Annotated in this window: 15 protein-coding genes; 6 read left to right on the forward strand and 9 right to left on the reverse strand. The window is 66.8% G+C overall.

Annotation, left to right across the window (positions count from 1 at the left end):
* Positions 1-20: 20 nt before the first annotated feature.
* Both E3T46_RS11725 and E3T46_RS11730 read right to left on the reverse strand, forming a co-directional pair.
* Positions 21-521 carry a universal stress protein gene (locus E3T46_RS11725; protein ID WP_134444046.1) on the reverse strand — a complete coding sequence of 167 codons (501 nt, stop codon included), beginning with the start codon at positions 519-521 and terminating at the stop codon, positions 21-23.
* A gap of 188 nt (positions 522-709) precedes the next feature.
* Positions 710-1,069, reverse strand: a complete 360-nt coding sequence (locus E3T46_RS11730) for a metalloregulator ArsR/SmtB family transcription factor (protein ID WP_092448311.1) — start codon at positions 1,067-1,069, stop codon at positions 710-712.
* Positions 1,070-1,215: 146 nt separating this feature from the next.
* Between E3T46_RS11730 and arsB the strand changes: the two genes are divergently transcribed.
* The 3 genes from arsB to E3T46_RS11745 are packed head-to-tail and all read left to right on the forward strand — an operon-like array spanning position 1,216 to position 3,345.
* Positions 1,216-2,283: an ACR3 family arsenite efflux transporter gene (gene arsB, locus E3T46_RS11735; protein WP_241980706.1), complete on the forward strand. Its 1,068-nt coding sequence runs from the start codon at positions 1,216-1,218 to the stop codon at positions 2,281-2,283.
* A 16-nt stretch (positions 2,284-2,299) separates the two neighbouring features.
* Positions 2,300-2,704 carry an arsenate reductase ArsC gene (locus E3T46_RS11740; RefSeq protein ID WP_134578688.1) on the forward strand — a complete coding sequence of 135 codons (405 nt, stop codon included), beginning with the start codon at positions 2,300-2,302 and terminating at the stop codon, positions 2,702-2,704.
* Between the two features lie 2 nt (positions 2,705-2,706).
* On the forward strand, positions 2,707-3,345 hold the full coding sequence (locus tag E3T46_RS11745; protein ID WP_134578689.1) for an arsenate reductase ArsC: 639 nt from the start codon (positions 2,707-2,709) through the stop codon (positions 3,343-3,345).
* A gap of 109 nt (positions 3,346-3,454) precedes the next feature.
* Here the strand turns inward: E3T46_RS11745 and E3T46_RS11750 are convergent, their stop codons facing one another.
* From E3T46_RS11750 to E3T46_RS11770, 5 genes are all read right to left on the reverse strand, one after another.
* Positions 3,455-3,721 carry a metal-sensitive transcriptional regulator gene (locus E3T46_RS11750; RefSeq protein WP_105033762.1) on the reverse strand — a complete coding sequence of 89 codons (267 nt, stop codon included), beginning with the start codon at positions 3,719-3,721 and terminating at the stop codon, positions 3,455-3,457.
* 1 nt (position 3,722) lies between these two features.
* Complete coding sequence (locus E3T46_RS11755) at positions 3,723-4,025, reverse strand: rhodanese-like domain-containing protein (protein WP_134578690.1); 303 nt, start codon at positions 4,023-4,025, stop codon at positions 3,723-3,725.
* Positions 4,022-5,674, reverse strand: coding sequence for an FAD-dependent oxidoreductase (locus E3T46_RS11760; RefSeq protein ID WP_134578691.1), 1,653 nt, complete (start codon positions 5,672-5,674; stop codon positions 4,022-4,024). The genes E3T46_RS11755 and E3T46_RS11760 overlap by 4 nt, the downstream gene beginning before the upstream one ends.
* Before the next feature lie 199 nt (positions 5,675-5,873).
* Positions 5,874-8,063, reverse strand: a complete 2,190-nt coding sequence (locus E3T46_RS11765) for a heavy metal translocating P-type ATPase (RefSeq protein WP_241980677.1) — start codon at positions 8,061-8,063, stop codon at positions 5,874-5,876.
* A gap of 38 nt (positions 8,064-8,101) precedes the next feature.
* Positions 8,102-8,329: a cation transporter gene (locus E3T46_RS11770; RefSeq protein ID WP_092448318.1), complete on the reverse strand. Its 228-nt coding sequence runs from the start codon at positions 8,327-8,329 to the stop codon at positions 8,102-8,104.
* A 126-nt stretch (positions 8,330-8,455) separates the two neighbouring features.
* Here E3T46_RS11770 and E3T46_RS11775 point away from each other — a divergent pair, with 126 nt between their 5' ends.
* On the forward strand, positions 8,456-8,767 hold the full coding sequence (locus E3T46_RS11775; RefSeq protein WP_104131557.1) for a metal-sensitive transcriptional regulator: 312 nt from the start codon (positions 8,456-8,458) through the stop codon (positions 8,765-8,767).
* Between the two features lie 104 nt (positions 8,768-8,871).
* Entirely contained in the window at positions 8,872-9,531 is a 660-nt protein-coding gene (locus E3T46_RS11780) for a response regulator transcription factor (RefSeq protein WP_134578693.1), read from the forward strand.
* On the opposite strand, the gene E3T46_RS11785 is transcribed toward E3T46_RS11780, so the two are convergent.
* Complete coding sequence (locus E3T46_RS11785; RefSeq protein ID WP_241980678.1) at positions 9,431-11,197, reverse strand: GAF domain-containing sensor histidine kinase; 1,767 nt, start codon at positions 11,195-11,197, stop codon at positions 9,431-9,433. The two genes, E3T46_RS11780 and E3T46_RS11785, sit on opposite strands and share 101 nt — an antisense overlap.
* A gap of 65 nt (positions 11,198-11,262) precedes the next feature.
* The gene (locus tag E3T46_RS11790) at positions 11,263-12,117 is read right to left on the reverse strand and encodes a universal stress protein (protein WP_134578694.1); all 855 of its coding nucleotides are present in this window, start codon (positions 12,115-12,117) and stop codon (positions 11,263-11,265) included.
* 212 nt (positions 12,118-12,329) lie between these two features.
* Here E3T46_RS11790 and E3T46_RS11795 point away from each other — a divergent pair, with 212 nt between their 5' ends.
* A complete protein-coding gene (locus E3T46_RS11795) occupies positions 12,330-13,385 on the forward strand; it encodes a zinc-dependent alcohol dehydrogenase family protein (RefSeq protein ID WP_134467030.1) in 1,056 nt (351 codons plus the stop codon).
* Positions 13,386-13,607 lie beyond the last annotated feature (222 nt).

The raw sequence follows: 13,607 nt of genomic DNA on the forward strand, positions 1-13,607 counted from the left end.
ATACCCACGCGGCTGGACGGCTACCGCTCCGACTCCCACGGCAGCTCGTCGCGGAACGCTACCGGGGCGAGCGGAACGACGACGACCGGCCGGTGCTGCCGGTGGGCGAGGTGTACGGCCACGGAGCCGCCGAAGAATTCCTGCACGCTGGCCCGCACGCCGGATTCGCGGGTACCGACCACGATCATCGCGGCGTCGAGCGTGTCAGCGAGGTGGGCGAGGGCACGGGCAGGATCGCCCGCCACCGCCCGGGTAGACCAGACCAGGTTGCTGCCATCGAGCAGGGTCGCCAGGTGAGCGCGGAGGGCCACGCTGAATCCGTCGTCATCGGTGTCGTCAAGGTCGGGGTCGACCGGCAGGGAGATAACGCCACCATCGGCGAACTCATCCACGAAATATCGGCCGGCATCGACCGTGGCGCAGACCAGCTCGGCCTGAAACCGGGCCGCAAAGGCAGCGGCCTCCAGCACAACGGCGTCGGGCTGGCCCGGAATCACGCCGACGATCACATAGGTGCTCACGGGTGGCTCCTCTCCCCTGGCGTCAGCTTGACAGCAATTGCGCCGAGCGCATAGGGCCAGAACAAACCGAACAATTCGAAAAACGACACACGACACACGACACAAACGGATGCCCCGGCGCCGGCCATCAGCACGAACGGCGGCCTGACAGGACGGCTCAGGTCCCGGACGCGATCAGGCGGCCGACCTCAGACGGCGGCGAGCACGCCCGCGACGGAGTCGAGCGAGCCGGGTACCAGGCTGTAGTACGACCAGGTTCCTCGCTTGGCCCGGCTGAGAAAACCTGCGTCGACGAGCACCTTCAGGTGGTGCGAGATGGTTGGCTGGCTCAGCGTGAGCTGGTCGGTGAGGTCGCAGACACAGGCCTCGGCGTCGGCGTGGGCCGCCACGATCGAGATGATGCGCAGCCGGGCGGGGTCGGCGAGGGCCTTGAGCGAGCGGGCCAGGGAGTCTGCATGGTCCGGGGCGATGGCTGCGCGCGCCAGCGGGGAGGAGCAGGCATCCGCTTGAGAAATGTCGGTCAGGGGCAGGGTCCGGGTAAACGTCATCTGAACAGATCCTCCTTAGATTGACATTGGTCAATGTATTGATCTAGCGTGGACATCGACAACGATCAATGTTACCGCGAATCGCTGTCGTCAAGACTTGGAGATTCGTGAGCATTACGGCACCTGCCCCCACCCGACTCGGCGCGATGGACCGGCTGCTGCCGGTCTGGATCCTCGCCGCCATGGGCCTCGGCCTGCTGCTCGCCGTGTTCGTTCCGGCCGTCGGCGATCTGCTGCACGCGTTCACGATCGGCTCGATCAGCGTGCCGATCGCCATCGGGTTACTGATCATGATGTACCCGGTGCTCGCCAAGGTGCGTTACACGGATGCCCGTTCCGTCGCCTCCGACAAGCACCTGCTGATCTCTTCTCTGCTGCTGAACTGGCTGGTCGGTCCAGCGCTCATGTTCGCCCTGGCCTGGATCTTTCTGCCCGACCTGCCCGAATACCGCACCGGGCTGATCATCGTCGGCCTCGCCCGCTGCATCGCCATGGTGCTGATCTGGAACGACCTCGCCTGCGGCGACCGCGAAGCCGCAGCATTTCTCGTGGCCGTGAACTCGGTGTTCCAGGTCGTCGCGTTCGGTGCCCTTGGCTGGTTTTACCTGCAGGTGCTGCCGGCCTGGCTCGGCCTGCCCACCACGAGCGCCGAGTTCTCGATCTGGGCGATCACCGCGAGCGTGCTGGTGTTCCTCGGAATTCCACTGCTGGCCGGGTATTTGTCTCGCCGCATCGGTGAGGCCCGCCGCGGCCGCGACTGGTACGAGGCGAAGTTTCTGCCCCGCATCGGCCCGTTCGCACTCTGGGGGCTGCTGTTCACGATCGTCATGCTGTTCGCCTTGCAGGGCCAGCAGGTCATCGACCACCCCGGCGACGTGGCCCGCATCGCACTGCCGATGCTGGTCTACTTCGCGATGATGTTCCTCATTGGCTTTCTCACCGGGCGCATGCTTCGCCTGAGCTACGAACGCACCACGACGCTGGCCTTCACCGCCGCCGGCAACAACTTCGAGCTTGCGATCGCCGTCGCGATCGGAACCTTCGGCGCCCTCAGCGGCCAGGCCCTCGCCGGCATCGTCGGCCCGCTGATCGAAGTGCCGGCGCTCGTCGCGCTTGTTTACGTCGCGCTCTGGCTGAAACCGCGACTCTTTCCCGAACGGATGCCGGCGGCCGACTCTGCGCCGGCCGCAGCATCCACTCGTACCCTCGTCTAACTGAAGGAACTTAGAAATGAAACCCTCCGTACTGTTTGTCTGCGTACACAACGCCGGCCGCTCGCAGATGGCCGCTGGCTTTCTGACCGCACTGTCGCAGGGCCGCGTCGAGGTGCTCTCGGCCGGCTCGGAGCCGAAGGATCAGATCAACCCGGTCGCGATCGCCGCGATGGCCGAAGAGGGCATCGATATCGCCGGCAACGTGCCGAAGATCCTCACGACCGAGGCCGTCAAGCAGTCCGACGTCGTCATCACAATGGGCTGCGGCGACGCCTGCCCGATCTTTCCGGGCAAGCGTTACGAGGACTGGAAGCTGGACGATCCGGCCGGCCAGGGCATCGAGAGCGTGCGCCCCATTCGCGATGAGATCAAGACGCGCATCGAGGCGCTGCTCGCCGAGATTCTGCCGGTCGAGGCTTAGGCATGCTTCCCGGCCTGACCTACCCGGAAGAGTCGCTCAAGCGTCTCGCCGGTGAGCTCGCCGAGCAGTTTCAGGGCATCTTCGCCGCCGAGACCGTCGAACGTTACGTGCTCGAGTCCTATACCGGGCTGCTGCGCACGTCGAGCGTAAAGGCTCATTTGACGACCCGCACGGCACGCTTTGCTCGCGAACGCCTGAACGCGCTGGGCCAGGCCAAGGGTGCGATCGAGCGACCGGTGCCCGAAGTTTTGTTCGTCTGCGAGCAGAATGCCGGCCGCTCGCAGATGGCTGCGGTGTTCACCAATTCCCTGTCGGGCGGTGCCGTGCACGTGCGTTCGGCCGGATCGATGCCCCTGCCCGAGCTGAACCCGACCATGGTCGCGGTCATGGCCGAACTGGGCCTGTCGCTCGACGAGTCATTTCCGAAGCCGCTCACCGACGACGTGGTGCAGGCGGCGGACGTCGTGATCACCATGGGCTGCGGCGATGCCTGCCCGATCTACCCTGGCAAACGCTACGTCGATTGGGAGCTCGTCGATCCGGCCGGCCAGCCGATCGAGGAGGTGCGGCGCATCCGCGACCAGATCCGGGCGAACGTCACGGAGATGCTGGCCGGTCTCGGAGTGACCCCCGCCGCCTGAGTGCCGCGCTCGTTGCGGACGGGGCCCGGGCCCGGCAACGGGGCCCATGATAGATCATGGGCCCCGTTGCCTCAGGTGGGCCCGGCGAGCAGAATCCCGCCCGCACGCCCTACGCGAGCGTCAGGAACAACTTCTCAAGCTCGGGGACCGTCAGCGAGTTCTCGTTGTCAGGGTTCGCGATGCAGTCGCGCATCGCGGTCGACACGATGACGAAGCCGGCCTTGTCGAGGGCACTCGACACGGCAGCCAGTTGGGTCACGACGTCGCGGCAATTGCCGCCGCCCTCGACCGCGGCGATGACGGCGGTCAGCTGCCCCTGCGCCCGGCGCAACCGGTTCAGAATCTTCTTCTGCTCGGCGGCGCGAACGTCGTCCATCTCAGGCCCCCTGCTCGGTCGCCAGACCGGCCTGCTGCCAGGCGGTGGTGCCGCCGGCAATGTTCACGGTGTCGTGGCCGTGCGCGGCCAGATACTCCGCCACCTGCGCGCTGCGTCCGCCGAGGGCGCAGATGACGTGCACCGGAACATCCGCTGGAATCTCGCTGATTCGCCCGACGACCTCGCCCATCGGAATGTGGATCACGCCGGGAACGTGGGCGGCTTCGTACTCCCACGGTTCGCGCACGTCGATGACAACGGGTGCGGTGAGCGCGGACAGCTCGGTGACGGTGATTTCTTTCATGCGAGGGCTCTTTCCAAAATGGGTGAAGTGACAGTTCCGGCCAGCCAGGTGCGGTAGCCGCCGTCGAGGTTGCGCACGTCGAATCCGTGCTGGGTGAGAATGCGCGCGGCGGTGTGGCCGCGCTGACCGACCTGGCAGTGCACGATCAGCGGCACCGGCGGAAGGTCAGCGAGTCGGGCTCGCAACTCGTCGAGTGACACGTTGAGTGCGCCCGGAATGCTGCCGGCGGCAAATTCGCCCGCCGACCGCACGTCCACGAGCACAGCGCCGGCCGCGCGCGCCGCCTCCAGCTCGTGCCACTGCAGGTTCACGCTCGTTCCCTGCGCGAGGTTGTCGGCGACATATCCAAGCTGGTTGATCGGGTCTTTTGCCGAGGCATACTGCGGCGCGTAGGCGAGTTCCAGACGCGTCAAAGCGGATGCCGTCAGCCCGGCCGCCATCGCGACCGCGAGTACGTCGATGCGCTTGTCCACCCCCGCACCGCCCACGATCTGCGCGCCGAGAATTGCATCGGTCGCGGCATCGATGAGCAGTTTGATCGACATCCCCTCCGCGCCCGGGAAGTAGCCGGCGTGGTTGGCGGGGTGCGTGTGTGCGATGCGGTGGGCGCGCCCAGCGGCGATCAGGCGCTTCTCGTTCCAGCCGACGGTGGCCACGGTGAGGCCGAAGATGGCGACGATTCCGGCGCCGACGGCCGGCTCAACCTGCTCGGGAGTGCCGGCGATGCTGTCGGCGACGGAGCGGCCGTGGCGGTTCGCGAGGCCGGCCATGGTGACGAGCGTGCCGGAGCCGTCGACGGCATCCGTTTTCTCGACGCCGTCGCCGACCGCGAAGATGAGTGGATCGCTGGTGGCCTGGGTGCCGTCGACCCAGACGCCGCCGCTCTCGCCGATGCGCAGACCGGCCTGCTCGGCGAGGGTCACGTCGGGGCGCACGCCGCTCGCGTCGATCACGAGGTCGGCGGGTACGGCGGTGCCGTCACTGAGTGTGACGCTCTGCCCGGACGCTCCAGTCACGACGGTGCCCAGGCGCACGTCGACGCCGCGTTCGCGCAGCCGGTCGAGCACGGGCGCGGCCATTTCGGGGTCGAGGGGGGTGAAGATCTGATTGCCGCGCTGCACGAGGGTCACCTGCACCCCACGGTGCACGAGGTTTTCGATGGCTTCGAGGCCGATGAATCCGCCGCCGATGACCACAGCGGATGCCGTTTCGACGCCCGCGAGCACCGCGGTGATGTGGTCGACGTCATCGACCGTGCGCAGCGTATGGGTGGGAATGGTGCTGTCGGTCGCGCCGGAACGCGCCGAGGCGCCGGCGGCGAGCACGAGGCGGTCATAGCTCTCGATGCTTTCTTCGCCGGTGAGCAGATTGCGCACCGAAACGGTCTGTTCGACGCGGTCGATCTGCACGACCTCGGTGTCGATGCGCACGTCGAGCGCGAAACGACTTCCGAGAGATTCGGGGGTTTGCAGCAGCAGGTCACTGCGCTTACGGATGATTCCCCCGACGAAATACGGCAGGCCGCAGTTCGCGAACGAGACGTAGTGTCCGCGCTCGAACACTATGATCTCGGCGCTCTCGTCGAGCCGGCGCAACCTGGTAGCCGCCGACATTCCGCCGGCGACGCCGCCCACAATGATGATTTTCACGTTTGCCTCCATTCAAATTAAACCCTAGAGGGTATCCAGGGCACAAGCCTGCGGGCGCGGCGGCGGCATCCGCTCGCCCGGGCCCACCTTGCGGAAGCGGGCCCATGATCGATCATGGGCCCAGCGACCGGGCCCGGGCCCGGAAACAAGAAACCCGAAAGCCCGAACCCGGAAACACGAGAGGTCCGGAAGGAAATACTCAGGCGACCGGGAGCGCGCGGAAGCCGCGCAACCGCAGACTGTTGGTCACCACGAACACCGAGGACAGGGCCATCGCAGCGCCGGCGATCAGCGGATTCAGCAGCCCGGCCATCGCGAGCGGAATCGCCGCGACGTTGTAGGCGAAGGCCCAGAACAGGTTCGCCTTGATCGTCGTGAGGGTGCGCCGAGACAAGCGGATGGCATCCGCTGCAGCGAGCAGATCACTGCGCATGAGCGTGAGGTCACTCGCCTCGATCGCGACATCGGTGCCCGAGCCCATCGCAATGCCGAGGTCAGCGGTTGCCAAGGCGACGGCGTCATTCACGCCGTCACCGACCATCGCCACCACGTGCCCCTCCGCCTGCAACCGCGCAATCACCCGAGCCTTGTCGGCGGGCAGCACCCCGGCGGTCACGTCGGTAATGCCGACCGCGGCGGCGACATTCTGCGCCGCCGCGAGATTGTCGCCGGTGACCAGCATCGGCGTCAGCCCGAGCGCCCGAAAGCGCTCGACCGCCCCAGCGCTCGTCGGCTTCACAGTGTCGGCGACGGTCAGCACGCCGCGCACCTGGCCCTCCCAGGCCACCATGACGGCGGTCTTGCCGAGCCCCTCGGCGGTGCCCAGCACGGCCTGCAGCTCAATCGGCACCCTAAGCCCCCACCGCTCAACCAGCCACGCGGGCCGGCCGACCAGCACCAGACGGCCGTCTACCTCGGCCTGCACCCCGAGCCCCTGCTCCGACAGAAACGCCGACGACGGCAACAATGGGCCGAGCTTCGAAACAGCGCCCGCCGTGATGGCCCGGGCGATCGGATGCTCCGACCCGCTTTCCGCCGCCCCCGCCAGAGCCAGCAACTCATCGACAGAGCCGCACTCGTGTGGCACAACGCTCGACAGCGTCATACGCCCGGTCGTGATCGTGCCGGTCTTATCGAGAACAATGGTGTCGACCCGGCGGGTGGATTCCAGAACCTGCGGCCCCTTGATCAGAATGCCCAGTTGCGCGCCGCGTCCGGTTCCCACGAGCAGCGCGGTCGGCGTGGCGAGCCCGAGGGCACACGGGCAGGCGATAATGAGCGTCGCGACGGCCGCGGTGAACGCCATCGTCGCGCCGGCGCCGACCAGCAGCCAGCCAGCCAGGGTCGCCAGAGCGAGCCCGATCACGATCGGCACGAACACGGCGGAGACCCGGTCCGCCAGACGCTGCACCTCGGCCTTGCCGGTCTGCGCCTGCTCCACCAGTCGGCCGATATGGGCCAGCTCGGTGTCAGCGCCGACCCGGACGGCCCGCACCACGAGGCGCCCGCCGGAATTCAGGGTTGCCCCCACAACGTTGTCGCCCGGTCCGACTTCGATCGGCACCGATTCGCCGGTGAGCAGGCTCGCGTCAATCGCACTCGAACCGTCCACGATCAGGCCGTCGGTCGCGATCTTCTCCCCCGGCCGCACCACAAACTCGTCGCCGACCACGAGCAGCGCGGTGCTGATCCGGCTCTCCACGCCATCCTTTAGCAGCGTGGTTTCCTTCGCGCCGAGTTCGAGCAGCGCCTGCAGCGCCGCCCCGGAGTTGCGTTTGGCCCGCGCCTCCGCGTAGCGCCCGGCCAGAATGAACACCGTGACAGCGGATGCCACCTCAAGATAGATCTCATCGGCACCACCTCCCGGGGTGGCCGAGAAAGTGAAGCTCATGGTCATGCCGGCCATCCCGGCCATGCCGAAGAACAGGGCATAGAGCGACCAGCCGAGAGCGGCGAGCACACCGACGCTGACCAGCGTATCCATGGTCGCGGCGCCATGGCGGGCGTTCACCCAGGCGGCGCGGTGGAACGGCCAGGCTCCCCAGATGGCGACCGGGGCGGCGAGGGTCAGGGCCAGCCACTGCCAATTGGTGAACTGCAACACCGGAATCATCGACAGGGCGGCGACCGGCACGGTCAGCGCGGCCGAGACGAGCAGGCGCTGGCGCAGGGTGGCCAGCTCGGGGTCGCCGGTGTCCGCTACGGGCGCGGCTGCGGGCCGCACGGCCGTGTAGCCGGTGGCTTCAATCGTCTTGATGGCGTCGTCGACGCTCGTGCCGGCCGGCACGAAAACGCTCGCCTTTTCGGTGGCGTAATTGACCGTGGCGGCGACCCCGGGCATCCGGTTGAGCTTCTTCTCGATGCGGGCAGCGCACGAGGTGCAGGTCATCCCACCGACGAGGAGGTCTACCTGTTGACCATCCGACATCAGGCCGCGGACACCAGCTGGTAGCCCGCCTCCTCAACGGCTGCGGCGACCAAAGCACGGTCGAGCGGGGCGGCGCTCGTGACGGTCACCTGCGAGGTGCCACCCTTAACCAGTTCCACGGTGACGTTCTCAGCCCCTTCGAGAGCTGCAATCTCTTCGGTCACGCTCGCGACGCAGTGGCCGCAGGTCATTCCGTCAACGCCGTAGGCGGTGGTCGTGCTGTTCATGGTCAGAACCTTTCTGTTTCCCCGCGAAGGGGTCTCATGCGAGCATACCCCTTGGGGGTACTCAGAGCACTACTATACCCCGAGGGGGTACACTGGGACACTAACGACGACGCAGAGGATAACCGTATGAACGAGTCAGAGTCGACCCACGACGGGCCGCACGGCTACATCTCCAACAAGGATGCCTACCTCAAGCGTCTGCGCCGCATCGAAGGTCAGGCCCGCGGGCTGCAGGGAATGGTCACCGACGACAAGTACTGCATCGATATCCTCACCCAGATCTCCGCCATGACGAGCGCCCTCGAATCGGTCGCACTCGGCTTGCTCGACGATCACCTGAATCACTGCGTGCTGCACGCCGCTGTCGCTGGCGGCGCCGAAGCCGAGGCCAAGCTCCGCGAGGCTTCCGCCGCCATCGCACGTCTGGTGCGTTCCTAAAGGACCGGACCTTTGGCCCTAGTCCCCGGGTGCAGCCCGGCGCGACACTTAACAGTCAGCAATACGCACCGGCCAGCATCCGTGCCGATTGAAGAGGGACCCCCATGAACAGCAACGCCGCCACGGCCGCTCCCTTGCGGGTTTTCATTCTCGACGATCACGAGCTGGTTCGGCGCGGACTGCGCGAGTTGCTCGAGGGCGAGGGGTTCGAGGTTGTGGCCGACTGCGGTCTGGCCACTGAGGCTACGCCGCTCATTCTCGAGCTGCGTCCCGACGTGGCCATTCTCGATGCTCGCCTGCCCGACGGCACCGGCATCGAGGTCTGCCGGGACGTGCGTTCGGTCGACGAAGCCCAGCAATGCCTCATTCTCACCAGTTACGACGACGAGCAGGCGCTGCGCGGTGCGGTTCTGGCTGGTGCGGCCGGCTATCTGCTCAAGGAGATTCGCAGCACCGACCTGCTCGGCAAGATTCGGCGCGCGGCGGCGGGCGAATCCCTCTTCGACCCGGCGATCAAGGCCGGCATCATCGCCGGCCTGGCCGACCCGCAGGACGCCAGGCTCGCCACTCTCACCGCGCAGGAGCGCAAGGTGCTCGACCTCATCGGCGCGGGGCTGACCAATCGCGAAATCGGCCAGACCATGTTTTTGGCGGAGAAGACCGTCAAGAACTACGTGTCGTCGATGCTCGCGAAGCTGGACTTTCAGCGCCGAACCCAGGCTGCCGTGTTCGTTGCGAAACGTGGAGACGAACACCGACTGTAATTTCCGGCACCGGCACAGACCAGCGCAGCCGGGTTCCCTCGCCGAGGGTGCTGCGCACCGAGAATTTACCGTCGAGCAGCGCCGCGCGTTCCTTGAGGTTGTCCAGGCCGCTGCGCCGCGCCGGCTTACTGAAACCGATGCCGTTGTCGGCGATGACGAGCTTGATCCGCTCGTCCTGGGCGTCCACCGAAATGTCAATGCTGGTCGCCTGCGCGTGGCGAGCAGCATTGCTCAGCCCCTCCGAGATCACAGCGAGCAGGCTGCCGCTGAGGTCATCGGCGAGCGGTCCGTCAATCGGCCCGGATAGGCGGATGCGCGGGGCGAACGGCAGACCCTGCGCGCCCTCCTTGATCACGGCGAGAATGCGACTGCTCAGCGTGCCGGTGTCCTGGGCCATTCCGCGCAGGGAATAGATCGTGTCACGCAGTTCACGAATGGTCTCATCGAGCTCGGTCGTCACCGCGTTGATGCGGTCCAGCGCAACCGGATCGTTCGTGAACCGGCGCAGGCTCTGCATGCTCAGCCCGGCGGCGAACAGCCGCTGAATGACAAGGTCGTGCAGGTCGCGCGCGATCCGGTCGCGGTCGCCGAGCACCGCCTGCTCCTCGCGCATCCGGTGCACCGTGGCGAGCTCGAGCGCGAGCGATACCTGGGTGCCGAACACCGCGCTCATCTCCACATCGGTACGGCTATAGGCAGCGGATGCCGGTGCTCGCGACAGCAGAATCACGCCCTGCCCGTCGCCGGCCGGCCCCAGTGCGGCCACCAGTGTGGGACCCAGGAGCGACCACTGCGCCGCGGAGGCCGGGGACGCTGCATCCTGTCTCAGAATAGGCGGATTGCCGAGGGCTGAGGACGCACCGGTGTCGTGCAGTTGGTCGAGCGTGCCGGGGCGCAGCAGTACCGTGCCGCCGACCAGGCGGGCGGCGACTTCGGCCGAGGCGTCCACGCCGGCAGCGGCCGCACAGTACAGGCTGTCGTCGGTGGGAAACCCGATCACGGCCAGTTCGGCACCGGAAGCGACGAGGACGCGCTGCACGACCAGATCGAGGCCGTTGTTCTCGTCACCGTCGTCCGGGCGCAGCAGGTCGCGGCCCATCGCCGCGACCGCCTCCAACCAGCGGCTGCGGCGGCGGGCCTCGTCGTAGAGACGGGCGTTCTCGATCGTCACGCCGGCGGCCGCGGCGAGCGCGACGGCCAGTTCCTGATCTTCGTCGGTGAAGTCGCCGCCGCCTTCTTTTTCGGTGAGGTAGAGATTGCCGAACACCGTGTCGCGCACCCGAACCGGAACGCCGAGGAACGACTTCATCGGCGGGTGATGGGCCGGAAACCCGAAGGAGTCGGCGTGCTCGTGCAGATCGTGCAGCCGGATCGGGCGCGGTTCGCGAATGAGCAGGCCGAGGACGCCGTGGCCGGTCGGCAGCGCCCCGATCCGGTGAACGGTTTCCTCATCGAAACCGACGGTGACGAAGTGGCTCAGGACGGGACCGCTGCCGATCACCCCGAGTGCACCGTACCGGGCCTGCACCAGCTGGCAGGCCGCGGTCACCACACGCTCAAGCACCGCTTCGAGGCTGAGATCCTCAGCAACCGACACGACGGCGTCGAGCAGGCCACGCATGCGGTCCTGGGTGAGCGCCAATTCGGCGATACTCTGATCCGACACCGTGTTCCCCCCACCCAGTCAGCGATCTGTGCTCTCACCTTGGCACGGTTTGGTGGGAGGTGACCTTACTTGTGGGTTGTTCTCGTCACAATCGTCGGGCAGCTGATGTGCAGTAGCACCTCGTGGCTGACCGATCCCATCAGCAGACGGGTCAGCGACCCGCGGCCACGGCTGCCGACCACAAGAAGTTGGGCGCGCCTGGCGGCAGCGACAAGCGCCCGGGCCGGCGACTCATCAGTCTCCAGAACCTGGTGCACGGTGAGGTCGGGGTAACGAGCGCTGAGGCCGGCGACGGCCTCGGCAAGCACAATGCGTTCCTCTTCCATGCGCTCGGTCACGGCGTCTGCCGGGATGCTGCGCAGCACACGACGGTTCGGCAAGTGCACCGCGTACAGGGCGTAGAGCTCCTGGCCAGTGCGGTCGGCCTCGGCGGCGGCGAACGCGACGGCCGCCACGGAATCGGCTGAGCCATCCACGCCGACGTACACGCCCGAGCGCTCAATTTCGGGCAGGGAGGGGATGACGGCGACGGGGCAGGTGGCGAGCGCGGCAATCTGCAGGCTCACGCTGCCGAACAGTTCGCCCTCGACCCGGCCCTTTCGATCAGTGCCGACCACGATGAGCTCGGCTTCCTTGGACAACTCGCTGAGTACGCGCGGTGCGCTGCCGGTGCGCAACTCGGTGTGGGTGGTGACGGTGGGGGCGAGGGCGGCGGCGCGGGTGCCGGCGTCGGTGAGCAGCTTTTTCTCGGCGTCGAGAATGGAATCGTAGTAGCCGTAGCCATCGGCCAGCCAGGTTTCGTAGACGGTGTGCATGAGGGTCACCGGGCTCTTCACGTTCTCGGCTCGCTGCATGGCCCACGCGAGGGCGGTCTCGCCGGCGGCAGAATCATCAATGCCAACCACAATCATCCGGTTCATTGCTCTACCTCTTCTGATAGCTCAGGTCACAGCGGTGCAGTGCACCACCTACGCCTCATCCTCCCAGTGCGCGCAGAATAATAGAAGGGCCGGAAGTCCCGATTAGGTGGGTTTTTCCCAACGGGACTTTCGGCACTGTTGGGCGCAGGAGCTCCAGAACTAGCGTGGCTCTGACGGGTCGTTTGCCCGCCCACGAACCAAGGAGATACCCCGTGAAGGCACTTGTCTATGGCGGCCCCGGCCTGAAGAGCTGGACCGACGTTCCGGATCCGACGCTGCACAGCCCGACCGATGCGATCGTGCGCGTGGACACCACCACAATCTGCGGCACCGACCTGCACATTCTCAAGGGAGACGTTCCCGCCGTCACGGTCGGCCGCATCCTCGGCCATGAGGGCGTCGGCACAATCACCGAGGTCGGTTCAGCCGTCAGCAACCTGAAGGTCGGCGACCGGGTCATCATCTCCTGCATCAAGAGCTGCGGCCACTGCAGCAACTGCAGCAACGGGCTCTACTCGCACTGTCTCGGCGACGAGGGTGCCTCCGGTATCGGCTGGGTCTTCGGCCACCTCATCGACGGCACCCAGGCCGAGTTCGTGCGCGTTCCCTACGCCGACAATTCCCTGCACAAGCTGCCGGACGGCGTCAGCGACGACCAGGGCGTTATGCTCAGCGACATTCTGCCGACCGGTTTCGAGATCGGCGTGCAGTACGGCCGGGTCAAGCCGGGCGATGTCGTCGCCGTGATCGGTGCCGGCCCGGTCGGCCTCGCCGCCATCGCGACCGCGGGCCTGTACGGCGCCGCGACCATCATCGCGATCGACCTCGACGAGAACCGCCTCGAGCGGGCCCGCTCCTTTGGCGCGACGGACACGGTCGTTTCCGGTGCCGCCGACTGGAAGGAGCAGGTTCTGGCTCTCACCGACGGCGCCGGCGTCGACGTGGCCATCGAGGCCGTCGGCATTCCGCAGACCTTCACCATGGCCACCGAAATCGTGCGCCCGGGTGGCAACGTCGCCAACGTCGGCGTGCACGGCAAGCCGGTCGACCTGCACCTGGAGAACCTCTGGATTCAGAACATCAACATCAGCATGGGGCTGGTCAACGCCAACACCACGAAGATGCTGCTCAAGCTCGTCGCGAGCAAGAAGCTGCCGGCGGAGAAACTGGCCACGCACCACTTCAACTTCGACCAGTTCCTCGAGGCCTACGACACCTTTGGTCGCGCCGCCGAAACCAAGGCCCTCAAGGTCGTCATCACCCGCTAACAACGTTTCCCCGGGAGATTTCATGCGCGCCCTGATCGTCTACGAATCGATGTACGGCGACACCCGTCTCGTCGCGGAGGCGATCGGGAGCGGCCTGGCCCCGGCAGCGGCGTGCGGGAATCGCTCGACTCCCTGCCCGAGCTGGCTGCGCCCCAATCACGGCGTGTCCCGAAATCTACCGGCGTTGCGTACCGTGCTGAGCGGATGTCGTCGCTAATCTCG

It is taken from the genome of Cryobacterium sp. Hh11 (genome assembly GCF_004404045.1).
Classification (GTDB): Bacteria; Actinomycetota; Actinomycetes; order Actinomycetales; family Microbacteriaceae; genus Cryobacterium; species Cryobacterium levicorallinum.